We start from the raw sequence: 22,723 nt of genomic DNA, 5'->3' as shown, positions 1-22,723 counted from the left end.
GGGGCGGGCGATCACCCGCCCCCGGATATGCGTCCCGGATAAGTTTCAGAGTGCGCCTTTGGCGGCGGCATCCATATAGGTGGTTGTGAAGCGGAACTTCACATTACCCTTGTCGCCCAGCACCTTACCGTCAGGCATTTCAATGCCGATCACGTCGGCAGACGGCGCGCCATTACCCAGTAGGCCTTTTTCAAACAGGAAATTGCGCACCAGATCCATGGTCTTCGGCAGGCCGGGCGAGGTGGTGAAGGTGCTGGCATCCGCTGCCTTGTCGAACAGCTTGGTGGCGGCCAACTGGCTGTCAAAGCCCTTGAGGTCGGTGCCGGAGGCCTTGCCCATCTCCTCGCGGGCGGCCTTGCCCTCTGCTGTGTCGGCCATCATCAGCTTGACCGTGTCATACCAGATCCCCGCCAGTGCTTTACCGAAATCCGGATTGTCCTTGAGGACTTCGGTATTGGCGACCATCAGATCCATGATTTCGCCGGGGATTTGCGCGCTGTCGAACACTTTTTTGGCGGTCGGGTCTTCGAGGATGGTGGAGACCAGCGGGTTCCAGGTGACGACCGAGGTCACGTCATCGGTCTTATAGGCGGCGACCATGTCGGCATCTGACGTGTTGACTACTTTTACGTCTTTTTCCGTAAGTTTAAGGCTCTCCAGCGCCCGCACCAAGAGATAATGCGAGACGGAAAATTCGACCAGATTGACGTTCTGGCCTTTGATATCGGCAAGCTTGTCCTTACCCTTGAGGATAACCGCGTCATTGCCATTGGAAAAGTCGCCGACGATGACCGCCGTGGTATCAACGCCGCCAGCGGCGGGAATCGAGAGACCGTCCATATTGGTCAGCGTCACCGCATCGAAGGCACCGGCGGTATATTGGTTCATCGATTCCACGTAATCGTTAAACTGGGTGACATCGATCTTGATGCCGTATTTGTCGGCCCATTTCTTGACGATGCCATGGTCGCTGGCATAGCCCCAGGGCATCCAGCCGACATAGATCGACCAGGCGACCTTGAACTCTTTCTTGGGCGCTGCATCGGCTGAGACAAGTCCGGCCAGCGACACAGCTGCGGACAGTACGGAAACAGAAAGAAGTTTTGAGAACAGGCGCATGAATTTCCCCTTTTGCTTTTTTCAAAAGGGATCGGCATAGACCAACGCCGCCAATCCCTTGGCTAACGAGGTCTCCCGGGCTTTTATCCCGCCGTGCACCCGACAGGGATGTCTCCCCCGCCGGTGGCTGCTCTCGGACCAGTCACGCTTCTCGCGCCGGAACCCTAGCTGCCAACTCTGGCTGTATACTAGCAACTCTTGTGCCAACTTGGCAATGATCTTGCGCTTTTGGGAGTTTTGCCTGTTTATCCTTTGTTTTTCGGCTGTTTTTCTAGCTGTTGCGTTCAGTCGCCGTCTCTTGAATATGGTGAAATGTTAAATTTTAAGCAGACAGCGGTGCAATTTTAAACACCTCAGATGATCAGATTGGCCAGGATGTCGTTTTCGGTGATGTCTTCATAGCCGAGACCGTTGTCCTCAAACCGCTGTAAGAGGCCGGAAAAATTCGAGGCATCCGTCGTTTCAATGCCGATCAGGATCGAGCCGAAATTGCGGGCGGATTTCTTGAGGTATTCAAACCGGGCGATATCGTCTTCCGGGCCAAGCAGGTTGAGAAAGTCGCGCAACGCGCCGGGCCGCTGCGGCAGGCGCAGGATGAAATATTTCTTCAATCCGGCATAGCGCATGGCGCGTTCTTTCACGTCGGGCAGGCGCTCGAAATCGAAATTTCCGCCGGAGACGACAAGCACGACGGTCTTGCCCTCGATGGATTGGCGCTCCAGCAGGCCGAGTGTGGCAATCGCCAAGGCGCCCGCCGGTTCCAGCACCACGCCCTCGACATTCAGCATGTCGATGATCGTCACGCAAATCGCATTTTCCGGCACCAGCATGACCTGCGCGGGCGGGAAGTGTTTCAGGGCCGCAAAATTGGCATCGCCGATTCGCGCCACGGCGGCACCGTCGACAAAATTATCGACCTTGGGCAGGGTGATGACTTCACCCGCTTCCAATGAGCGTTTCAGGCTTGGCGCGCCGACCGGCTCGGCAAACAGAAAGGCTGATGGCGGCAGGTCTTCTGCTAGATAGCCCGTCATGCCCGCACTCAAGCCGCCGCCGCCGACGGGCATGATCACCAGATCGGGTGTGACCTCTTCCGGCAGTTGCTCCAGAATTTCGGCAGCAACGGTTGCCTGGCCTTCTATGATGTCGGCATGGTCGAAAGGCGGCACCATCAGGCCGTCGGCTTCCTCTACATAGTCGCGGGCGGCCTTGTAGCATTGGTCGAAGATATCGCCGACCAGCCTTATGGTAATGAATTCGGCACCGAACTTGCGGGTCTTGTCGATCTTCTGTTGCGGCGTGGTCACCGGCATGAACACCACGCCATGCACGCCGAAATGACGGCAGGCAAAGGCGAAACCTTGCGCATGATTGCCTGCTGAGGCGCAGACGAAGATCTTGTCGATCTGCCCCAGGGCGATAACCTTGCGGAAGAAGTTATAGGCGCCACGCACCTTATAGGAGCGCACCGGCGTCAGGTCCTCACGCTTCAAATAAATGTTGGCATTGAACAACGTGCTCAAGTGCTCGCTCAATTGCAGTGGTGTCGCGGGGAAAAGGTCGCGAAGCGCATGAACGGCATCTTGGACGGCAGTTTTTGTCATGGTCTGGTTTCCAGCATCGGCAATATCAGTGCTATCTGCTAACGCATCGATCCCGAAGTTGGAACTGCTTTAAGCAATCCTGCCGCAGATAGTGAAAAATACGGTTTTACCTCGGCAGGGTATAGGCGAACGACGTTGCTGACGCGCTCTACTGGAGCGAAAGCAGGAAAAGCAGGGTTCTAAGCACCACTGCGAAAGCCTCAGTCCATGTCTCGATATGGATCATAAACTGACGCTATCAAGAAATTTACCATAAGTTCCGTTTTTTGCAGTCAAGCATGCAATCATATTCGGTTGCATTGACTAGAATAAATCCACTTATGGTTTGTAAAAAATCCCCAACAATAAGGGGGGTGATACATATCAATTTACCAAAATGTTGATTTCGAATAGTTTTTCCTAATTTTACTGCTTTAACAGTGCTGTCCCAATTTGGGAAATCCCTTAAAATACATGTGTAACATAATGGTAATGCTGATTTCGTTCCCATGATTCTTAAAAAAATAGACCCAATAAATGACGTTTCTAGATGTTGCTGGCTCGACTAATGTTGTGTAGGCTTAATTTTGTATTAATGATTTTTCCGTGAACGCTGCGGCACCAGTGATGGTGTCCGAACAGATCTTGGCTGCACATGGCTTGAAAACCATGCGTGGCAAAGGGTGTCGTTGAAGCAACGTGAGGTGTATGATGAGTGTATCGGTTGCTGTCGTGATTCCCTTTTTCCAGAAAGAGAAGGGAATTTTATCCCGGGCTCTGGAATCGATTAAATCGCAGAAGTTAGACAGTGACGTTGAGATAAGCGTTGTTATCGTTGACGATAGCTCGCCAATTTCCGCCAAAGAGGAACTTGCTGATTTCGAAGCCGGTCCCAATCTGCGCATCGTTCTGCTTGAAAAAGACAATGGTGGACCAGGCGAAGCGCGCAATATGGCGCTGGATTATCTTGAAGCCGATCCCGTCAACTATGTAGCCTTTCTCGATTCCGACGACGTCTGGCACGACGATCACATTCAACGTGCCCTGGACGGGCTTGTCTTTGGCGATTTCTTCTTCTGCAACCATGTTCGTGGCAAGTATTATGCCGACTATTTCATTAGTCTTCCTGCTACGCGTCGCGCGCTTGCTTCCGATGAAGACTTGATCTGCGGTGACAATTACCATGCCTTCCGCAAGGGCCGACTTGCGGAAGTGATGATCCGCGAGTGCCCCCCGCAGACATCGACCGTCGTTTACCGCTTCAAGAAAAATGCCGGTTTGCGTTTCAATGGCGCGCTGCGCAGTGCTGGCGAGGATCATGTTTTCTGGATCGAGCTTTGCCTGTTCAACGACACGGTGATCGATCCGAAGATCAATGTCAGCTGCCTGGAAGGCGTCAATCTCTACTGGTCCAACGTGTCCTGGGATAGCCCGAAATCAGTGGCGATTCAGGGTTGTCTGGCGCTTCAATATAATTACCTCAAGGATACGCCGGTTATCTTGCTTGCCGATCCGGAGACTGTTCTGTTCCGCCAAAAACTCTATGAAGGTGCCTATACCTATGCCTTGTTGCGTGGCCTGGCCAAAGGCTACCTGCCGGATTTCAAGGTTCTGATGCGGCTGGTTGCTGCCTATCCCGGTTATCTGATGCGGGCGCCAACCAGTTTCCAGTTTTTCCTGCGCAACCGTCGTGTGATGACCAATGAAACCGCAGTGAAATCCATGCCTGCTGAGGATGCAGTCGCCTGATATGAGCGTTTTATCGCCGGTTCTGACAGACTGTTCAAGAATTGCGGCTGGTCTGGCGAAAATGGTGATTTCGAGAACCGGAACGGAGCGTACTTAACGTACGTGAGTACCGGAAGCGCAGAAATTGCCATTTGCAGACGGCCAGCAGTGATTATTGGATAGACTGTGAGCAAAATCGCTTGATTTTATGATCATGCTTGCCGACAAACGACATTGGTCTTGGCCGGGATGCGTGAGTGTCCCTGCGCCATGATATTTGTTGGCAGGCAGAGGGCAGTTGCAATGGCATCCTTTCTTTCGAAGATCTTTTCGGCGTTTTCGGGTTCTTCAGCATCAGATGAGACGAAGCAGTCCGTTTCCGTCGAGCCGCAATTGCATGGCGATTGCCGGATCTATGCCGAGCCGATCAAGGAAGGTAGCCAGTTGCGTTTGGCCGGGCGGATCGAAAAGGACGTCAATGGCGAAACGCTGACCCGCAGCTTCATTCGCGCCGACATGTTTACATCCAAGGAAGATGCGCTGGATTGCACCTTCCGCAAGGCCCGCCAGATTATTGACCAGAACGGACCTTCGTTGTTTGCCGATGGTGCCAAGGATCGCAGCGCTTAAAGATTTTAGGGATCATTTTTCACGCAAAACGCCCGGATTTGGTCCGGGCGTTTTGCGTTTCAGCTGGATCGTGGTTTTACAGAATCAGCCGGTAATTGGCAAAACCGTCCGCGCCGTCACCGGCATCCTCGATCTTCGCGCCCTTGACCTCAGTGGCAAACGCCCGGCCCTTGGGGCCTGTCTGGAAGCTGGCGGTCGTGTCGGGGATCGCGGCAAAGCGCCAATTGCCGTCAGCCGAGGGGTTGATGGTACCCTGCGCGACGATATAGCGGACGATGACATCGCGATTGGTATCCGGGCCGACGAAAATCACCTTGTCTGAGGCGATGTCAGGGAATTTTCCACCACCACCGGCGCGGTAATTGTTGGTGACGACCACAAATTGCTGGGCGGGATCGATCGGCTTGCCGTTAAAGCTCAGGTTTTTGATCCGGCTTGCATCCGGATTGACCGGCTTGCCATCCTTGTCATATTTCGCTGGCTGCGACAGATCGATCTCATAGGTGACGCCGTCGATCACATCGTAATTGTAGGATGGGAAGTCGAGATTGAGCAGGGCCGCATCCTTCGATCCAGGCTTGATCTGGTTGAACATGCCAGCCGACATTTCCAGCCAGTTCTTGACTTGCGCGCCTGTTATCAGCACCGCCTGCACGGTATTTGGATAGAGGTAGAGGTCCGAGACATTTTTAATGGCGATATCGCCTGCGGGAACATCGGTATAATAATCGGCGCCACCGCGGCCGCCAGCTTTGAACGGCGCTGCGGCTGACAGTACCGGGTAATCCTTGTATTTCGTCTCCTTTAGCATGTCCTTGATATACCAGGTCTGGGCATTGGAAACGATCTGCACCGAGGGGTCGTCGGCCACCAGCGCGAAATAGGAGTAAAGCGGTGCGGAGGTCTTGCCGACCGGGGTGCGCACATAGGCCAAAGTTGCCTCATGTTCGTCCTTTACGGCCGCCACAACGTCCTGATTGTCCCTGACATCGGCAATGATTTTCTTGGCGTCATCGCGGTGATAGATCGGCCGCGCCTCTGCGGTGAAATCGACGATTTTCCAGCGATTGCCATCTTTTTCCAGCATGAAGTCAATCAGGCCCATATGTGAGCCCCAGAAGCCAGCCATGACCGCGGGCTTGCCCATCAATGTTCCCCTGAGCGGATCGGCACCCTGGACACCATCCCAGGTTTTTGGACCGGGAAACACCAGATGCTGATGGCCGGTGAAAATCGCATCAATGCCATCAACTGTCGCCAGGTAGAGCGAGGCATTTTCCATTCTCTCGGTCTGGCCGCTACCGTCGATACCTGAATGCGACAGCGCGATAACGATATCGGCGCCTTGCTCCTTCATGACAGGCACCCAGGCGCGCGCCGCCTCGACGATGTCACGGGTCTGGGCCTTGCCTTCGAGGTTCTTGGCATCCCAGAGCATAATCTGCGGCGGAACGAACCCGATAAAGCCAACCTTGATGACGCTCTCGGTGCCCGCGCCATCCTTGATGGTCTTTTCGATGATGGTGAACGGCTTGAAGAACAGCGCGTCGTTTTTCGGATCGGAGGCGAGCTGGCCCTTGGTCAGGTTGGCGCAGACAATAGGATATTTCGCCGCCGCCAGCGTGTTGAACATGAAATCGAGGCCGTAATTGAATTCATGATTGCCAAGCGTGCCGCAATCATAGCCCAGCGTGTTCATGGCCTTCATGACGGGGTGCTGATCACCGGCCTTGATGCCCTTTTTATAGGCCATGTAATCGCCCATCGGGCTGCCTTGCAGCAAATCGCCATTGTCGATCAACATGGAGTTGCCAGCTTCGGCCCGGATCTCGTCGATCAGCGTCGCTGTGCGCGTCAGGCCCATCGTGTCATTGGGCTTGTCGGCATAATAATCGTAGGGCATCAGGTTGACATGGATGTCGGTGGTTTCCATCAACCGCAAATGCGCCTGATTGGCTGCTGCCCGGGCGGCAAACGGATGAAGCACGACAAGGGCGCTGGCAGCGGCAAAACCTCCCAACAGCGAGCGGCGCGTAATAGGGTGCAGGTCGGTGGGGCGCAAGTGTGCGAGTGGCGACATGGGAAGGCTCCTGGCAAATGTCTTCGTCGATGCGTGAGCATCGCAAACCAGTTGCCTTCATATCATGACAGGTTGATGATGCTAATCTGAAATACCGTGTGCGCCAGAAATTGGCCGGTGACATTTAGCTCGAGCGATCAAAGCTGTGGGGGAGCGATCGGGTCTATTGTTTCAGGACCGGGCGCACTTCCTGGTGGAAGTTGCGAAAGTAAGCGGCGACCTTCGCAATGGAATTGCTGTTCTGGCGAAACTGAATGCCCAGACGTCCACCCCGGTTCCAGCGGACCATTCCCTCCAGCAGACCAATTTCCTCATTTTCGATGAGGACGGTGCTGCCAGCTGCTGCGTGGAAGGCAGTGTAGAGTTCAAGTGCCAAGCCTGAGCGGGAAATATCGATGATCCGGCAATCGGCAACCTGGCGCATATAGCGCACGGCACTATCCATGCGGCAGCGGCTTCGGGGGGCTGTGCGAATGTCCATTTTAAGGTTGTTTTGCATGTGAAAGTCTTTTTTCTAGGTTCCTTTCGATTTTAACGGCGATCATTGTAAATACTGTAAAAAATCTCGTTAAAATTCCCGCTTACATCAAGCGGCTCAAAGCCGCCCGCCACGTCAGACGAACGGCTGTTTTTCTGCGACGCTGTGGTTCACATCTTCGAGTCTTGATACCTGTCGGATGGAAGCAAAAAAGTCTTGCTCCAGAGCGTTTGGCGGTGGTTGTAATCATAAATGCTCAAGCACACGGTGTTTTCGTCTGGCTGTCCAAGACGTAGTTGTGATGAGGCACCTTCTGTCCCACCGGTCTGGCTTTGCCACAAAGGCTGATTGTTTCGGCTATAGAAAACCAGATTTCCATCGTCGCGCATCTGCAACCGGCCGGGCAGGGCGGCTTTTTCATTTTCGTTCAGCATCGACCCCAGCATGGACCAAAGCGTCTTGCCGGAGCTGTCTCGCAGTTGCGGGCCGAGCATCGGGTCGTTCACCAGGCTGGCGCTACCATTGAACGTGGTCAGCGACTGACCGGGAAGAAGCATTGCGTTGCTACGGCTGTCCAACCGGGCAATATCGGCCATCTCGCCAACCAGCGGGATCTGCATCAGATATTTGACATCGTCCAGTGACCAACCATTTGCATCGCGGGCCGCCAGAAGCACGGTCAGCTTGGCGAGGGAGGCCATGACGGTCATATCCACGGGGTTCAATGCGCCTATGGCGGGCAGCCAGGCCCCTGCGGCATAGGTATTATAGTCCACAGCACCTTGCAGAACCTGGGTATTATCGACGACAACCACGCCCGCCCGGTTGGCCTCCTCCAATGCCTTGTAGATAGCGCCCTGGTCTGGATGTCTGGCATTGCCGCTTGGGAAATTACCCGCACCATAGGCTTGCAGCACCAGTCCGCCAATGCCCTGGGCCACGCAGGCGCGGATCATATCGGCCAGCAGCGCCTTACCTTGGGCGGCATCGTACCAGGCGGGAAAGGCCCCGAGAGTGATGACCGGAGCCTTGTTTATGTTGGAGGTGATGGCCTGCAATTGGGCCAGGGTTTCCGCCCTCGCGGCTTCATCATCCAGGCTGACAGCGGAGGATACGGGTGGCAGTGGGGCAAGGTCAGCATTGAGGCCGAGGGTGATGCCATACTGGCCGACAACCGGGAAATTCGGACTGGAAAAGCCGCGAAACTGGCTGGCATCGGCTTTCACCACCCGCGAGCCGCGCATCAACTGGCTATCGAAAAACACACTGACACCGGCAAGGCCAGTCTGGGCGGCTGCGACCGCACCACAGACATTTTGAAAGGCGTCACTATTGAACGTCATGCCGGAAATCACCCCCGGCGTGGGGGAATGAAACAGCGGCACTTGTGAGCCGGTGAGGATCACCGGCTTGCTGAGTTGTGCTAGCACAGTGCCATCGGCACTGACGCGGGAGAGCAGCATGGCCAGGGCTGTGCCGCTGTAATCCATGGTATCTGTGCCATGCAATACGATCCAGCCGTCCACCGTGTCGTAGCGCTCCAGGATATGGCGAGCAATCAAGCACCAGTCGGAGGGTTGCAGATTGGTGCTGTCCAACATGCCGCTCTCGCTTTCGGGAAAGGCGAGGTCGGTCACATAGTCCAGCACCAGATCGGCAAATTTCTGCTTGAGAATCGGGTCGAGATGGGACTGGCAGGCTGCCTTGAATTGCGTGCTGGTCATCGGAGCCAGTGGATTGCCGACGCAGCTGATCGTGCCGCCGGTATTGATGACGCCAATTTTCAAGACATGTCTCCTTGCAGTGCTTAGAGCCTGTCAGGTTTTCCCTGACTAACTCTAGGCGGTTTCCAATCCCTCCGGCAGATCTTCGCCCACCGGGGTCCGCTCGATCCTGCATTGAAAGCAGTTGTTGCGAGCCGACCGGACATGCACATAGGCGATTTTTTCGTCCTGGAGAAGCTCTAGCGCGCGCGCCGCTATCCGCGATGTCTCGGTAACGGCGCCGGTGCCATAGACGATCCTGTCATCGCGGCCATAGCCACGCACGATATAATCGGGGCTTTCGAAGATTGGCGGCAAAGTATCGCCTTCATCGTAAGCCGCGCATTCCTCGGCGTGAAGAAAGATCGGTCCGGTTTCGGCATAGGGCTGTAGATCCGGGAAAGGCCGATAGGCCAGGGTTAGATAAGGCGCACCTTCGGCAATCGGCGCCAGGCAATGGCGGCATTGATAGCTGCCACCAGGCGAGGTGCGGCGTTCCGGCACGCATCCATAGGCATCCGGCGCACCGCTCCGGTAGGCTTCGGCAAGGGTGGACGGCATGGGGGCAAAGCGGATGGTCTGCATTGTCTGGCTCCTGTTTGACGTGAATGTGCCAAACTTTTGCCTGGACGGTGGACTGAAACCACCCGGTTCTTGCCAACGCGCAAAGAAACTTAAAGCGGACGTTCAATCTTGTCGTAAACGCTCTTCAATGCCTTCAACCGAGCATCATAGGCCTTGGTAATGCAGTCGTTGTCGGCATTGCAGGACTGGCGGGTTTTCAGCCAAACCGTCTGCTGGTCCTGCAATTCGCCGCGATTGCCCATGGGCAGCAGGCCGGAAATCAGCTCAAATGTGGTGACCATCTTCACGTCCAGATCGTTCAGATCGCGATTGTCGCAAATCGCTTTTTCGTCAGCCTTCAGATCGGTCTTGGTACAATCGAAACTGGCGGCATCGCCGTGGCGCGGCATCATGCCTGCAATCACCAGGGTGCTGAGAAACAAAATCGAGGTGGTGGCAGACGCGGTTTTCATGGTCGTGGCTTTCCCGTCATTCGACGCGGCAGGCTTTTCGCCGTCAAGGCTATCAAGAATGCGCTTCACCAGCAAATGTTCCCCTGGGTGGTGGGCCGTGGCGTCTCGGTTTTCATTATTGTCGTTGCGCCGAACCTTCGGCGCTTGAAATGACGATGCTTTGCCACAATTTTCACCCAAGAGCCTATTTTGCTTTGCGAAAACCTCCCATAAGACTTGGCCGTCAAGTTTTGGGAGAATGAAAAGGAAACCCGTATGCGTGGCCTGAAATCGATGTCTCCCGCTGTCATCGTCCTTGCATGTCTGGCCGGTTCGCCGGTACTGGCGCAGGACGCGAAAAGCCTGCCCCAAAGCCGGGCGGATATGCAGATGTCCTTTGCCCCTCTGGTCAAGCAGACCCATGGGGCCGTCGTCAATGTCTATGCCGAGCGGATCGTCCAGAGTCGCGTCAATCCTTTCGCCGGCGATCCGTTTTTTCAGCAATTCTTTGGCCAGCGGTTTCCCAACCGCACGGAACGCCAGACCTCGCTAGGCTCCGGGGTGATTGTTGAGGCGAACGGCACGGTGATGACCAATTTTCACGTCATCGCAGGGGCAGACGATATCAAGGTGGCGCTGTCCGATGGCCGGGAATATCCGGTGAAAGTGGTCTTGAAGGATGAGCGGCTGGATTTGGCTGTCTTGAAAATCGACGCTAAGGAAAGTTTGCCGACGCTGAAAATCGCCGATTCGGATAAGATCGAGGTCGGCGATCTCGTGCTGGCAATCGGCAATCCCTTTGGTGTTGGCCAGACGGTGACCAGTGGCATTGTCTCCGGCCTGGCGCGCAACCAGGTATCGGAAGGCGATTTCGGCTTCTTCATCCAGACCGATGCGTCGATCAATCCCGGCAACTCCGGGGGCGCGCTGATGAATATGAATGGCGAGTTGATCGGCTTGAATACCGCGATCTTTTCCAAGGGCGGCGGCTCGAACGGCGTTGGTTTCGCCATTCCCGCCAATCTGGTCAAAGTGTTCCTGGAGGCGGCTGACAAGGGTGCATCATCGTTCGAGCGGCCTTACGTTGGCGCCACATTCGAGCCGGTCACGTCAGATGTCGCTGACGCACTTGGTCTGAAACAGGTTTTAGGTGCGCTGGTGACGAAGACGGTGGAAGGCGGCCCGGCAGACAAGGCTGGTATCAAGGCCGGGCAGGTGATTACGGCGGTGGATGGCGTCATCGTTGAGCATCCAGATGCCCTAAACTACCGCCTGACGACGACAGGCCTTGGTAAGTCGGTGACTTTGAACGTGATTGACAATGGCAAGCCCAAGGACATTACCTTGACGCTGGCCGGTGCACCGGAGACCCGTCCGCGCGACGAACAGGTGATCAAGGACAACAGTCCGTTTGAAGGTGCAACGGTCGGAAATCTGTCGCCACGTCTTGCCTATGAGCTGAAACTGAACACGCAGACGAGTGGCGTGGCGATTACCGCTGTCGCTGATGGTTCGGTTGCGCAGCGGCTTGGCTTCCAGCCCGGTGATATCATCGTCTCCATCAATGGCACCGAGGTTACCTCGTCGCGGGATATGGTGAAGATTGCGGCAGGCTCGCCGGCTTATTGGCGGATCGAGATCGATCGCAATGGCCAGCGGCTGCGGCAGATGTTTCGATGAGTGATCTGTTTGCCCCGAAACTGGATGAGGACATGGCGGCCCGAAGGCCGCTTGCGGATCGGCTGCGGCCGAAAACGCTCTCTGATGTGACGGGGCAAGATCATCTGACCGGGCCGGACGGTGTTCTGGCCCGGATGATTGCATCCGGCTCTCTGGGATCGATGATATTTTGGGGGCCGCCCGGCACCGGCAAGACCACTGTTGCTCGGCTGCTGTCGGGGGAGGCGGATCTGGCCTTCGAGCAGATTTCGGCGATTTTTTCCGGCGTTGCAGATCTCAAGCGGGTGTTTGAGGGTGCCCGCGCCCGTCGCATGTCCGGGCGACAAACGCTGCTGTTTGTCGATGAGATCCACCGCTTTAACCGCGCGCAGCAGGATAGTTTCCTGCCGGTCATGGAGGATGGCACGGTCATTCTGGTCGGCGCCACCACGGAAAATCCGTCTTTCGAGCTGAATGCCGCGCTTTTGTCCCGCGCCCGGGTGCTGACCTTTAAGCCGCATGACGAAGAGAGTATCGAGACGCTGCTGAAACGGGCCGAAGCGACCGAGGAAAAACCTTTGCCGCTGGATGAGCCTGCCCGTACCAGCCTGATCCGCATGGCGGATGGCGATGGCCGTGCGGCCCTGACGCTGGCCGAGGAAGTCTGGCGGGCGGCCCGCGATGGAGAGGTCTTCGATACCGAGGGGCTGACCCGGATCGTGCAGCGGCGCGCCCCGGTCTATGACAAGGGGCAGGACGGCCATTACAATCTGATCTCGGCGCTGCATAAATCCGTACGTGGTTCGGACCCGGATGCGGCGCTCTATTATCTCTGCCGGATGTTCGATGCCGGGGAAGATCCGCTTTATCTCGGTCGCAGGCTGGTGCGTATGGCCGTGGAGGATATTGGCCTTGCCGATCCGCAGGCGCTGGTGATCTGTAACGCCGCCAAGGATGCCTATGATTATCTCGGCTCGCCAGAGGGGGAGTTGGCGCTGGCGCAGGCCTGCGTCTATCTCGCCACCGCGCCGAAATCCAACGCCGTTTATACCGCCTATAAGTCCGCTATGCGCGCCGCCAAGGAAAATGGCTCGCTGCTGCCGCCAAAGCATATTCTCAACGCCCCAACCAAGCTGATGAAGGGCGAAGGCTATGGGGACGGCTATCGCTATGACCACGACGAACCGGATGCTTTTTCCGGGCAGGACTACTTTCCAGAAAAAATGGGCCGCCAGACGTTTTACGATCCGCCGGAACGCGGTTTCGAGCGGGATATCCGCAAGCGGCTGGACTGGTGGGCAAAGCTGAGGCGGGAGCGCAGTTGAGATGATGAGGGTTGAGGCAGTCAGCCTTTCCAAAGATCACCTGTTCAGTAAGCAGGGGCGAGATGAGATCGTGCTTCTGGCGGGATTGGGTGTGGAAGGCGACGCTCATCTCGGCGTCACGGTCCAGCATCGCTCTCGCGTTGCCGCCGATCCGAGCCAGCCGAACCTGCGCCAGGTTCATCTTATTCACGCTGAATTGCTAGGAGAGCTTGGAGATAAGGGTTTTTCGGTGCAGCCGGGAGATCTTGGCGAGAACATCACCACAGTTGGAGTCGATCTTCTTGCGCTGCCGCAAGGAACCCGCCTGCATTTCGGCTCAGGTGCGGTGGTCGAGGTGACGGGTCTTCGCAATCCCTGCAAACAGATCAATAATTTTCAGCCGGGCTTGATGCAGGCGGTGCTGGACCGAGCCTCGGACGGTAGCCTGATCCGCAAGGCAGGAGTCATGGCAGTTGTCATTGAAGGTGGCGTGGTGCATCCGGGTGATAGTATCCGTGTCGAGCAACCCGGCGCTCCGCATCGGCCTCTGTTGCCGGTCTAAATTCGCCACCAACCCGCGTTACGGCTCTTATGGGGAAGAAAGCCGCTTTTGCAGCACGGTCGTTCTTGTGCTTACCGATCCAGGTCTTCCTCGCGACGGAAGATCATCTCTCGCAGCTTTATAAAACAATAAAGCGCCGAACACCCTGAAGGGAATGTTCGACGCTTTATATATTCATTCAGACGATCACTTGACCGGTAGATCAGCCAGCCTTGACGGCGTGGCGGGCAACGCGACGGATGTCGTCGCGGCCAATGCCGAGGTCGTGCAATTCGCGGTCCGACATGCGGCCCAGTTCAGTAATGGTCTGACGATATTTGCGCCAGTTGTTCAGCGAGCGAGTGATGTTCATGGTCTTGCCTCTTTTCAGCGTTCGCTGGCAAATCGGCCAGCCCTTCATGTGTTGAGGAGAATATATGCGCTGCGGCATAACTTATGAAGTGCCATTCCAGCGGAGCACCTATGCTGTGATTGCATGGCGTCTCAATGATTTGTTAAGAACTGTCTATTTCTCGAGCAAATTCGGCTCACAATGGTCCCGCTGCTGAAAATCTGCGTTTGAGCGGTTTCAGTCGTTCATGAACGGTGGAGGAGAAGAGGCTTCAAACAATAACGCCCACCGGGGGAGAAGATCCGGCGGGCGTCATTTGAAATGGGCGACAACTGGGAGGAGGAGGGTTGTCAGCCCGTTCGGCGCGCATTGGGAGGAGGAGTATGCGGCGCCGAAACTGAATTGCAGCTTGCGCTGCCCGCATCCGTAAACACTGATGTTCTCGTCTGCTGTTGGTATTTATCTAATCGTTTTTAGGGTTTTTGTGCAGTGCGATATTGTCATGTGAGCTATGCGTTTTGCGCATGTGGTAATTATCGCTGGCTGAATACCCATGCCAACCTGATAGTTCTCGCTGCTGCGACGCTGAAATCGGGTTTTCGACATTGTTGAAAAGGCGCCTATATAGAGGACTGCCGCGACGGACGGAGCTATGATGTATCGGGCGAAACTGAAGAAAGATCTTGATCGCTGGACCAGCATGGGCCTGATCAGCAAACAGGCCGCCGAGGCGATGATCGAGGATCATGATGGCCGGGCGGGCAATTTCAATATCGGCGGCGTGTTGCTCATGCTGTCGGCAGTGCTGGTCTCTGCCGCCATCCTGCTGCTTGTGGCGGCCAATTGGCAGGCCATTCCGCGCCTGGTGAAGGTGTCTGGCCTGATTCTGCTGATTTGGGGCTTTCACGGCGGTGCGGCCTTCTGCCTCGCTCAAGGGCGGCAGGCTTCGGGTCACGCCCTTCTGGTGCTGGGAGCAGCCAGTTTCGGCGCAGCACTGTCGCTGGTTGGGCAGCTGTATCACCTGTCGGGTGACCTTCTCGATCTGCTTTATCTGTGGATCGGTATGGCAAGCCTGTCCTGCCTATTGTTTCGCTCCGGTGCGATGGGGGCTTTCGTTGGTGTTCTGGCGCTGGGCTTGGCGGCTGCAACCCTTGACCAGTTTGATTTCTCCTGGACGCTGGAGGCAGTTTGGACACCGCCCCTTTTGGCTTTGCTCGTTACAGGCTTGGCACTTTTCACCGGAAACATCCGGGTTCAGCATATATCCGGCCTGCTGATTCTTGGCTGGCTTGCCTGGATCTATGCGCAGATCATGCAGCCAGGCCTTGCCATGGCCTATGTGGCTTTAGGGGTTGCCGCATTCGCAGCGTCAGCCTTGCCGCTGCTCGCCCGGTATATGTCCGTGCAGATTGCCGGTTTTCATGCCTTGCTGCTGGCGGCAATGGGTCTTTTCATCCTCAATATTGAGTTTGATCACGGTTTGCCATTGGCGCTGGTGGCCGTCACTGCGGTTGGTATCTCCATTGCGGCCCTTGTGCTTCGTGGGCGTCACGACGGTGTCGTGAGGGCGCTGGCTTATCTGATTTTCGCAGGCGAGATCCTCTATCTGTCCTTTACAACAATTGATTCTCTGTTGGGGACATCGGGCTTTTTCCTGATCGCCGGTGTGATTGTCGCTTTGCTGGCCCTCGGCGTCAGCCAGATGGAAAAGCTGCTGGGCACGCGCAAGCGTCCGATGGCGGTTGAAGGACGGGAGCGGTCATGATGCAGCGCAATCATATTTTTCGTCTGGTTTCCGCGGCGATTCTTCTGGCTGCCCTGCAAACGGCGGCGATCGGCTACCAGATTGGCGAGCGGGCCAATATTTTGCGCAACGGCCAGGAGGTCCTGCTACGGACCGAGGCGGTCGATCCGCGCGATCTGCTGCGCGGCGATTTTGTCGTGCTGAATTATCCGATTTCCCGCATTCCTGAAGAAAAGATCATCGGTCCTCGTCCATCAAGCCGACAGGATGTGCGTCTGCATGTTCGTGTCGTGCCGCAGGCCGATGGCTTTGCCACGGTCGAAGAGGCGTCGGTCGCCGATCTGCCGGCAAAGCCGGGAAGCGTCGTGCTGTTAAGCGAACCGCTGTCCTTTCCATCGCCTCTGGCGCCCGGAGACAGTTTGACCGTGCATTACGGGATCGAGCGATTCTATGTCCCTGAAGGCGAGGGCCGCGATATCGAGGCACAGCGTAATCAAGGTGCGGTTTCAATCGCCATACGGGTCTCTAATGCGGGAAGGGCGCAGATCCGGCAATTGTTCGTCGCGGGCCAGCCGGTTTATCGGGAACCGGATTTTTGACCGATGCCTGTCGGGATGTGATTTCACGGTGAGGACATGTCACTGTCATTTTTCCTTTGCGTGTTGAAAAACGGGTGTTATAGAGACCGCGCTCCGGCGGGGTCATGCAAAGTGCATGACGTTCTGATGGATCGCGGGTATGGTGAAATTGGTAGACACGCCAGATTTAGGTTCTGGTGCCGCAAGGCGTGGGAGTTCAAGTCTCTCTACCCGCACCAGAACGTAAGGCAGCAAGGCAGAGGGCGGGAATGCGTGCATTCCGGCCCATTGTTTGTATGTTATGTCTGTGTGATGAGGCCTGCACGCGTGGCCTGTGGAGCTGCTTTGCCTGGCAAGATGCTAAATGTTTGCCACACAGCCGCCTCTGGATCAGCGGAGGGCGTGCTGGCTGCATAATTCCTTGAACCGGTATAGGTTCAAGGAATTATGCAGCAAATTTAAAGTGTTACAGCGTCCCTTGTGCGTTTTATCAAACGCACGGCACTGTGGAAAACCACCGGCTGCCATGCAGCCGAGACGATAAGAACCGGCAGTCCGGGCACGGACGCCAACGAAACACATGGCTGTCCGAGCATGGCTGCCACGACACGAAGGTTAGAACATGCAGGTTATCGAAACGCTCGCTGAAGGGCTGAAGCGCGAACTCAAGGTCATCATTCCGGCCGCTGACATGGAAGCGCAGATGAATGAGCGCCTTGCCGACGTCAAGGACAAGGTTCGCATCAACGGTTTCCGTCCGGGCAAGGTACCGGCAGGTCACCTGAAGAAGATGTATGGCAAGTCGGTCATGGCCGAACTGGTCAACGAAATCGTCCGCGACCGTCCGTCCGCTATCCTGTCTGAACGTGGTGAAAAGTCCGCGACCCAGCCGGAAGTGGCGATGACCGAGGACGAGGCAGAAGCCGACAAGATCCTCAATGCGCAGGCCGATTTCGAATTCACGCTTGCCTATGAAGTCATTCCAGCTATCGAATTGAAGCCGGTCGACGGCATCAAGATCGTTCGCGAAGTCGTTGAAGTGTCGGAAGACGAAGTCAACGAACAGATCATGAAGATCGCCGAAAGCGCGCGGACCTTCGCCTCCAAGGACGGTGTTGCTGCTGATGGCGACCGCGTCACCATGGATTACCTTGGCAAGGTCGACGGCGTTCCCTTCGACGGTGGCAAGGACGAAGATGCAGAGCTGGTCATCGGCTCCAACCGCTTCATCCCCGGCTTTGAAGAGCAGCTGGTCGGCCTGAAGGCTGGCGACGAAAAGGTCATCAACGTGACCTTCCCGACCGAATATCCGGCTGCAAATCTTGCTGGCAAGGACGCCACCTTTGACATCACCGTCAAGGAAGTTGCGGCTCCTGCTGAAACCGAGATCAATGACGAGCTGGCCACCAAGCTCGGCCTGGAATCGGTCGATAAGCTGAAGGAAATCGTTCGCGGCCAGATCGAAAGCCAGTACGGCAATGTGACCCGCCAGAAGATCAAGCGTCAGATCCTTGATCAGTTGGACGAGATGTACAAGTTCGAAGCGCCTTCGCGTCTGGTTGATGCCGAATTCGACAATATCTGGCGCCAGATCAACACCGATCTGCAACAGTCCGGCAAGACCTTCGAAGATGAAGAGACCACCGAAGACGCAGCCCGCGAAGAATATCGTGCGCTTGCCGAACGTCGCGTTCGTCTCGGCTTGGTTCTGTCCGAAATCGGTGAAAAGGCCGCTATCGATGTGACCGAGGAAGAAATGCAGCGTGCGCTTTACGCTCAGTTGCAGCAGTTCCCAGGTCAGGAAAAGCAGATCATCGACTTCTTCCGTAACACGCCCGGCGCCTCCGCCTCGCTGCGTGCTCCGATCTTTGAAGAAAAGGTCATGGACAAGCTGATCTCCGAGGTTAATGTTACGGACAAGACCGTGACCAAGGAAGAACTGCTGGCTGAAGACGAAGACGGCGACGACACCAAGCCTGCCAAGAAGTCGGCCAAGAAGAAGGCTGCCAAGGCTGAAGACGCTTCCGCTGAAGGCGAAGAAGCCGCTCCAAAGAAGAAGGCAGCCGCGAAGAAGAAGGCTGCTGACGAAGGCGACGCTGAATAAGCGACCCTTCTACGACTTCGGTCATGATAAAACCGCCCTTCGGGGCGGTTTTTTTATGCTGATGAGCGCTGTTCTGAAAGGTAGGGTGGGGCTTGATGGGACAGGGGTGGTGCTTCCAGAGAATCAATTGTCTTTGATAGAAGGCTGTAGAAAAATCCGTGGGTGTTGGAGAGCGGCATGGAGATAGAATTGATCCGCAGTGCCACGCTGCGGTTAAAGATGGCCGGGCAAACGCTGCTGATAGACCCTTGGCTGGCGGCAAAGGGGCAGGGCCGAAGCTATCGCGGGGCCTTGACTTCGCCCTTGGTCGATCTGCCAATCCCGGTCGAGCAGGTGATTTACGGCATTGACGCGGTGCTGGTTTCGCATCTTCACTCCGATCATTTCGACGATGTTGCCAAACGTTTGCTGCAACCTGACATCTCATTGTTTTGCCACCCACGTGATGTGGCGGCGATCCGTGCCATGGGATTCTCGCGGGTGATGGGGATTGAAAGTACCTCACAGCTTGGCGACGTGCGTCTGGAAACGACAGATGGCCAACATGGGCCGCCTGAGGTTCTGGCGGATATGGGAGACGTCAGCGGCTTTCTGCTGCGGGCCGCCGGGGAGCCTCTGCTTTACTGGGCTGGGGACACCATCCTGTGCGATGCGGTGCGGCAGGTGCTTGTTGATCACCGCCCGGATGTGATCGTCGTTCACGCCTGCGGTGCGGAATGGAACGGCTGTGGACCGCTGGTAATGGATGCCGCCATGGTGATGGAGGTCTTGCAACTGGCGCCGCAGGCCACGGTCATCGCCACTCATCTGGACGCCGTCGACCACGCCACCGTCAGTCGCGCCGATCTTGCCGCCGCCGCACAGAGGCAAGCGCCAGAGGCGAGAGCGAGGCTTTATATCCCGACCGATGGCGCCAGCCTGGTTTTCTAGAATAGTCTAGCAAAAGCGCGCAGAGTTTTATCTTTGGCGAATTCCAGCTTTTCGAGCCTATTGCGCCGCATTTTTCACGGTTTTTTCGACCTTCAGTTCTCCCATCCGGTTCCAGGCGTCTAAGCCGGCGATCTTGTAGGCCTCTGCCAGCGTGGGGTAATTGAAGGTGTTTTCGACGAAATATTCCACTGTTCCCTTCAGGTTCAGCACGGCCTGGCCGATATGGACCAGTTCGGTTGCGCCTTCGCCAACGATATGAACGCCGAGCAGGCGGCGGGTTTTCAGCGAGAAGATCATTTTCAACATGCCGCTATCGAGGCCCATGATATGGCCGCGTGAGGTCTCGCGGAAATGGGCAATGCCGCATTCATAGGGAATGGCGCGTTGCTTGACCTCTTCCTCGGTGAGCCCGCAGGTGGAGATCTCGGGCACGGCATAAATCCCATAGGGGAAATATTGCGGCGGTTCGCCGGAAGGGGCGCCAACGGCATGGCGGGCGGCAATACGGCCCTGTTCCATCGATGTGGAGGCCAGACTCGGAAAACCAACCACGTCACCGGCCGCATAGATATTGGGGACATCGGTCTGGAACGTCTCCGGATTGACCTTCAACCGGCCACGGTTATCAGCTTCCAGCCCGCAGGCTGCAAGGTTCAGCGTATCGGTGGCGCCGACTCGGCCTGCGGCAAACAGCACCATTTCGGAATTCAGCACCCGGCCATTCTTCAGCGTCACCCGACATTTTCCATCTTCCTTTTCGACCTTTTCTGCCGATTGTCCGAAGATCAGCTTCATGTTGCGGTCACGGAGCTGGTAGGAAAAGTCCTCGACGATTTCCTTGTCAATGAAATCCAGCATGCTGTCGCGTGGCTCGACCACTGTCACCTGGGTATCCAGAGCGCTGAAGATCGTCGCATATTCGATGCCGATAACGCCCGCGCCGATCACCACCATGGAACGGGGCACGTCCTTGATATGAACGATGTCGTCGCTGTCGAGAATGCTGACTCCATCGAAGGCGATATGGGCAGGCCGGTGCGGGCGGGTGCCCACAGCCAGCAGGATTGCGTTGGCGCTGACCCGCTGCACTTCGCCGTCTTCCTTGGTGACCTCAAGCGTGTGAGCATCAAGGAAGATGGCGTGACCGCGCAATTGCTGCACCCGGTTGCGGGAAAACTGATGTTCCAGCACATCAACTTCGTGGTCCAGGGTGATCAGTAGCCGGCGGCGCAGGTCATCGGCGCTGATTTCCTGTTTGACACGGTAGGAGCGGCCATAAAATCCTCGCTCACGCCAACCGGTCAGGTTGAGAGCCGTTTCACGCAGCGTTTTGGAAGGGATGGTGCCGGTATGGACGGAGACCCCGCCGACATGACCGCCGCGCTCGATGACCAGGACCTTCTTGGAAAGCTTGGCGGCCTGAATGGCAGCCCGGCGTCCTGCGGGACCGCTGCCGATTACCACGAGATCATACTGGTACATATCCGTTCTTCCTGTTTGCTACCGGCCTGCCTTGACCGTTGCCTGGCTTGTCTCGCAACGCAATTGCGTATGCCAATGACGACAATGTAGCAGAGCATTCTAACTGTTTGGTTATCCCGCATTGCACTGCACACAAAAAATCCCCTGAAAAAAGCGGGTCTTTGACGGGCTCGTACGGCACGAGGAGCCACGGCTAAAGAATCGGATTGTTCATAAAACGAATCCGGAAATGGTGCTATCAGCTTGATATGTCGAGCAGATGGCGATTTTCGCGGGCTGCTGTGGAAGAATATCCAGCAAACATAGAGAGCTACAGCGAACCTTTGTGCGCCATATAGGGCAACACGGCATTGTAGTGGCTCAGTGATTGCGCCAGCCGGTCGGGACAGCCTATATATTTGGTGTTCCTCCCGCCAATATGGATCTGCTCATGTCTCTTGCCTCCTTTAATCCGCGCGTCGCCCGGCTCGCGACGCCGCCCATTCCCTCGGTTTTCGGTTGGGGACGGGCTTATGACGCAGCAGCGGGACCGTTGATCGATCTGTCGCAGGCCGCACCGGGCCATCCGCCGCATGCCGATCTGCTGGCCTGGCTCGCACAAGCGGCGGGGTCTGCCGAAGCCTGCGGTTATGGGGCAATCGAAGGTGAACTGGTTCTCAGGCGGGCTTATTGCACGCATCTGTCCGAGCTTTATGGTGCAGCTTTCACGCCGGAGCAGATTCACATTACCGCTGGTGCAAATCAGGCCTTCATCTGTGCTGCCATGGCACTGGCGGGGGCGGGCGAAAGGATCGCGCTGACCGATCCCTTCTATTTCAACCACGATACGACGCTCGCCATGCTGGGCATCGAAAGTGTTGTCTTGCCCTGCGACAGCGACAACGGTTTCCTGCCGGATCTTGACCAGGCGGAACAGGTGGTGAAAAGCGGCATCAAGGCGCTGGCGTTGGTAACGCCCAACAACCCGACCGGTGCGGTCTATCCGAAAGAACTGCTCGCCGATCTCTACCGGCTCTGCCGCGCCCATGGCGTCTGGCTGATTGTCGATGAAACCTACCGCGATTTTCTCGATCCTGAATTCGGCAGGCCGCATGAGCTGTTTTCGCAGCCGGATTGGCCGGAGGGTCTGATCCAGATTTACAGTTTTTCGAAATCCTTCGCCATCCCCGGTCATCGTCTGGCGGCGATTTGCGCTGGCGGACCTGTGGTGGAGCAAATCGCCAAGATTATGGATAATTTGCAGATCTGCGCGCCGCGCGCGGCCCAGATCGCGCTTGCCAAGGCTTTACCGGTTCTGGATGGCTGGCGGGCGGAAAACGCCGCTGAGATCGCCCGGCGCACCGTGTCGCTGCGCCGGGCCTTCGACCTTGCGCCGCAATGGCATTTGGCATCGATCGGCGCTTATTTTGCCTTTGCCCGTCATCCGTTCGGACAGGCCGCCTCCATCGATGTCGCCGAACAACTGGCGCGGCGAGCGGGCATTCTGGCGGTTCCCGGCGGATTTTTCGGGTCGCGGCAGGAGGGGTATCTGCGGCTTGCCTTCGCCAATGTCGATTGCCCGACCATCGAGACATTGCCGGACCGGTTGAGGACATTTACGTTGACTGGTTGAACCCTGTCTGGAAAAGGTGA

19 protein-coding genes, 1 tRNA gene and 1 riboswitch are annotated in these 22,723 nt (G+C 56.4%); of the genes, 11 read left to right on the top strand and 9 right to left on the bottom strand.

Features of this window, described 5'->3' with window-relative positions; translation table 11 throughout:
• Positions 1 to 45: 45 nt before the first annotated feature.
• Entirely contained in the window at positions 46 to 1,119 is a 1,074-nt protein-coding gene (locus AVCG78_RS07770) for a putative urea ABC transporter substrate-binding protein (protein WP_156582706.1), read from the bottom strand.
• Between the two features lie 70 nt (positions 1,120 to 1,189).
• A riboswitch (guanidine-I (ykkC/yxkD leader) is annotated at positions 1,190 to 1,298 on the bottom strand.
• Between the two features lie 174 nt (positions 1,299 to 1,472).
• A complete protein-coding gene (ilvA, locus tag AVCG78_RS07765; protein ID WP_071205245.1) occupies positions 1,473 to 2,723 on the bottom strand; it encodes a threonine ammonia-lyase in 1,251 nt (416 codons plus the stop codon).
• A gap of 687 nt (positions 2,724 to 3,410) precedes the next feature.
• Between ilvA and AVCG78_RS07760 the strand changes: the two genes are divergently transcribed.
• Complete coding sequence (locus tag AVCG78_RS07760; RefSeq protein ID WP_071205246.1) at positions 3,411 to 4,451, top strand: glycosyltransferase family A protein; 1,041 nt, start codon at positions 3,411 to 3,413, stop codon at positions 4,449 to 4,451.
• A gap of 282 nt (positions 4,452 to 4,733) precedes the next feature.
• On the top strand, positions 4,734 to 5,060 hold the full coding sequence (locus tag AVCG78_RS07755; protein WP_015916203.1) for an HlyU family transcriptional regulator: 327 nt from the start codon (positions 4,734 to 4,736) through the stop codon (positions 5,058 to 5,060).
• Positions 5,061 to 5,136: 76 nt separating this feature from the next.
• Here the strand turns inward: AVCG78_RS07755 and AVCG78_RS07750 are convergent, their stop codons facing one another.
• The 5 genes from AVCG78_RS07750 to AVCG78_RS07730 form a co-directional block, all read right to left on the bottom strand.
• The gene (locus AVCG78_RS07750) at positions 5,137 to 7,140 is read right to left on the bottom strand and encodes a bifunctional 2',3'-cyclic-nucleotide 2'-phosphodiesterase/3'-nucleotidase (protein WP_071205247.1); all 2,004 of its coding nucleotides are present in this window, start codon (positions 7,138 to 7,140) and stop codon (positions 5,137 to 5,139) included.
• 163 nt (positions 7,141 to 7,303) lie between these two features.
• On the bottom strand, positions 7,304 to 7,639 hold the full coding sequence (locus tag AVCG78_RS07745) for a PilZ domain-containing protein (protein ID WP_071205248.1): 336 nt from the start codon (positions 7,637 to 7,639) through the stop codon (positions 7,304 to 7,306).
• 149 nt (positions 7,640 to 7,788) lie between these two features.
• Positions 7,789 to 9,405: an asparaginase domain-containing protein gene (locus AVCG78_RS07740; RefSeq protein WP_071205249.1), complete on the bottom strand. Its 1,617-nt coding sequence runs from the start codon at positions 9,403 to 9,405 to the stop codon at positions 7,789 to 7,791.
• 51 nt (positions 9,406 to 9,456) lie between these two features.
• Complete coding sequence (locus AVCG78_RS07735) at positions 9,457 to 9,966, bottom strand: DUF1203 domain-containing protein (protein ID WP_071205250.1); 510 nt, start codon at positions 9,964 to 9,966, stop codon at positions 9,457 to 9,459.
• 89 nt (positions 9,967 to 10,055) lie between these two features.
• Positions 10,056 to 10,418, bottom strand: coding sequence for a lysozyme inhibitor LprI family protein (locus tag AVCG78_RS07730; RefSeq protein WP_041696660.1), 363 nt, complete (start codon positions 10,416 to 10,418; stop codon positions 10,056 to 10,058).
• A gap of 255 nt (positions 10,419 to 10,673) precedes the next feature.
• Here AVCG78_RS07730 and AVCG78_RS07725 point away from each other — a divergent pair, with 255 nt between their 5' ends.
• From AVCG78_RS07725 to AVCG78_RS07715, 3 genes are read left to right on the top strand one after another with little or no spacing between them, the layout of a single operon-like run.
• Complete coding sequence (locus AVCG78_RS07725; RefSeq protein ID WP_015916197.1) at positions 10,674 to 12,077, top strand: DegQ family serine endoprotease; 1,404 nt, start codon at positions 10,674 to 10,676, stop codon at positions 12,075 to 12,077.
• Positions 12,074 to 13,381 (top strand): replication-associated recombination protein A, encoded by a 1,308-nt coding sequence (locus tag AVCG78_RS07720; protein ID WP_071205252.1) that lies wholly within the window; start codon positions 12,074 to 12,076, stop codon positions 13,379 to 13,381. Before AVCG78_RS07725 ends, AVCG78_RS07720 begins: the two co-directional genes overlap by 4 nt.
• A 1-nt stretch (position 13,382) precedes the next feature.
• Positions 13,383 to 13,922 (top strand): MOSC domain-containing protein, encoded by a 540-nt coding sequence (locus AVCG78_RS07715; RefSeq protein ID WP_071585217.1) that lies wholly within the window; start codon positions 13,383 to 13,385, stop codon positions 13,920 to 13,922.
• Positions 13,923 to 14,124: 202 nt separating this feature from the next.
• Here AVCG78_RS07715 and AVCG78_RS07710 read toward each other — a convergent pair whose 3' ends face one another.
• On the bottom strand, positions 14,125 to 14,274 hold the full coding sequence (locus tag AVCG78_RS07710; protein ID WP_015916194.1) for a DUF1127 domain-containing protein: 150 nt from the start codon (positions 14,272 to 14,274) through the stop codon (positions 14,125 to 14,127).
• 631 nt (positions 14,275 to 14,905) lie between these two features.
• Here AVCG78_RS07710 and AVCG78_RS07705 point away from each other — a divergent pair.
• The 5 genes from AVCG78_RS07705 (at position 14,906) to AVCG78_RS07685 (ending at position 19,609) form a co-directional block, all read left to right on the top strand.
• Complete coding sequence (locus AVCG78_RS07705) at positions 14,906 to 16,018, top strand: DUF2157 domain-containing protein (RefSeq protein ID WP_081355485.1); 1,113 nt, start codon at positions 14,906 to 14,908, stop codon at positions 16,016 to 16,018.
• Positions 16,015 to 16,596, top strand: a complete 582-nt coding sequence (locus tag AVCG78_RS07700; protein ID WP_071205255.1) for a GDYXXLXY domain-containing protein — start codon at positions 16,015 to 16,017, stop codon at positions 16,594 to 16,596. Before AVCG78_RS07705 ends, AVCG78_RS07700 begins: the two co-directional genes overlap by 4 nt.
• Positions 16,597 to 16,729: 133 nt before the next feature.
• Positions 16,730 to 16,814, top strand: a tRNA-Leu gene (locus AVCG78_RS07695).
• A gap of 383 nt (positions 16,815 to 17,197) precedes the next feature.
• Positions 17,198 to 18,679, top strand: coding sequence for a trigger factor (gene tig, locus AVCG78_RS07690; protein ID WP_071205256.1), 1,482 nt, complete (start codon positions 17,198 to 17,200; stop codon positions 18,677 to 18,679).
• A 177-nt stretch (positions 18,680 to 18,856) separates the two neighbouring features.
• Complete coding sequence (locus AVCG78_RS07685; protein ID WP_071205257.1) at positions 18,857 to 19,609, top strand: MBL fold metallo-hydrolase; 753 nt, start codon at positions 18,857 to 18,859, stop codon at positions 19,607 to 19,609.
• Between the two features lie 57 nt (positions 19,610 to 19,666).
• Here the strand turns inward: AVCG78_RS07685 and sthA are convergent, their stop codons facing one another.
• Positions 19,667 to 21,091, bottom strand: a complete 1,425-nt coding sequence (sthA, locus tag AVCG78_RS07680; RefSeq protein WP_071205258.1) for a Si-specific NAD(P)(+) transhydrogenase — start codon at positions 21,089 to 21,091, stop codon at positions 19,667 to 19,669.
• 430 nt (positions 21,092 to 21,521) lie between these two features.
• Between sthA and AVCG78_RS07675 the strand changes: the two genes are divergently transcribed.
• On the top strand, positions 21,522 to 22,703 hold the full coding sequence (locus AVCG78_RS07675) for an aminotransferase (RefSeq protein WP_071205314.1): 1,182 nt from the start codon (positions 21,522 to 21,524) through the stop codon (positions 22,701 to 22,703).
• The last annotated feature ends 20 nt before the right edge of the window (positions 22,704 to 22,723 follow it).

Source organism: Gillisella vitis, assembly GCF_021559775.1.
GTDB classification, from domain to species: Bacteria; Pseudomonadota; Alphaproteobacteria; order Rhizobiales; family Rhizobiaceae; genus Allorhizobium; species Allorhizobium ampelinum.
Note: the sequence above shows the minus strand (reverse complement) of the source record. Positions and strands in the feature narration are given on the sequence as shown.

Coding starts and splice junctions, on each gene's coding strand:
- sthA (WP_071205258.1), bottom strand. CDS start 21,091: ATGTACCAGTATGATCTCGTGGTAATCGGCAGCGGTCCCGCAGGACGC.
- AVCG78_RS07700 (WP_071205255.1), top strand. CDS start 16,015: ATGATGCAGCGCAATCATATTTTTCGTCTGGTTTCCGCGGCGATTCTT.
- tig (WP_071205256.1), top strand. CDS start 17,198: ATGCAGGTTATCGAAACGCTCGCTGAAGGGCTGAAGCGCGAACTCAAG.
- ilvA (WP_071205245.1), bottom strand. CDS start 2,723: ATGACAAAAACTGCCGTCCAAGATGCCGTTCATGCGCTTCGCGACCTT.
- AVCG78_RS07735 (WP_071205250.1), bottom strand. CDS start 9,966: ATGCAGACCATCCGCTTTGCCCCCATGCCGTCCACCCTTGCCGAAGCC.
- AVCG78_RS07730 (WP_041696660.1), bottom strand. CDS start 10,418: ATGAAAACCGCGTCTGCCACCACCTCGATTTTGTTTCTCAGCACCCTG.
- AVCG78_RS07710 (WP_015916194.1), bottom strand. CDS start 14,274: ATGAACATCACTCGCTCGCTGAACAACTGGCGCAAATATCGTCAGACC.
- AVCG78_RS07745 (WP_071205248.1), bottom strand. CDS start 7,639: ATGCAAAACAACCTTAAAATGGACATTCGCACAGCCCCCCGAAGCCGC.
- AVCG78_RS07715 (WP_071585217.1), top strand. CDS start 13,383: ATGATGAGGGTTGAGGCAGTCAGCCTTTCCAAAGATCACCTGTTCAGT.
- AVCG78_RS07770 (WP_156582706.1), bottom strand. CDS start 1,119: ATGCGCCTGTTCTCAAAACTTCTTTCTGTTTCCGTACTGTCCGCAGCT.
- AVCG78_RS07720 (WP_071205252.1), top strand. CDS start 12,074: ATGAGTGATCTGTTTGCCCCGAAACTGGATGAGGACATGGCGGCCCGA.
- AVCG78_RS07685 (WP_071205257.1), top strand. CDS start 18,857: ATGGAGATAGAATTGATCCGCAGTGCCACGCTGCGGTTAAAGATGGCC.
- AVCG78_RS07750 (WP_071205247.1), bottom strand. CDS start 7,140: ATGTCGCCACTCGCACACTTGCGCCCCACCGACCTGCACCCTATTACG.
- AVCG78_RS07675 (WP_071205314.1), top strand. CDS start 21,522: ATGTCTCTTGCCTCCTTTAATCCGCGCGTCGCCCGGCTCGCGACGCCG.
- AVCG78_RS07705 (WP_081355485.1), top strand. CDS start 14,906: ATGATGTATCGGGCGAAACTGAAGAAAGATCTTGATCGCTGGACCAGC.
- AVCG78_RS07755 (WP_015916203.1), top strand. CDS start 4,734: ATGGCATCCTTTCTTTCGAAGATCTTTTCGGCGTTTTCGGGTTCTTCA.
- AVCG78_RS07725 (WP_015916197.1), top strand. CDS start 10,674: ATGCGTGGCCTGAAATCGATGTCTCCCGCTGTCATCGTCCTTGCATGT.
- AVCG78_RS07760 (WP_071205246.1), top strand. CDS start 3,411: ATGATGAGTGTATCGGTTGCTGTCGTGATTCCCTTTTTCCAGAAAGAG.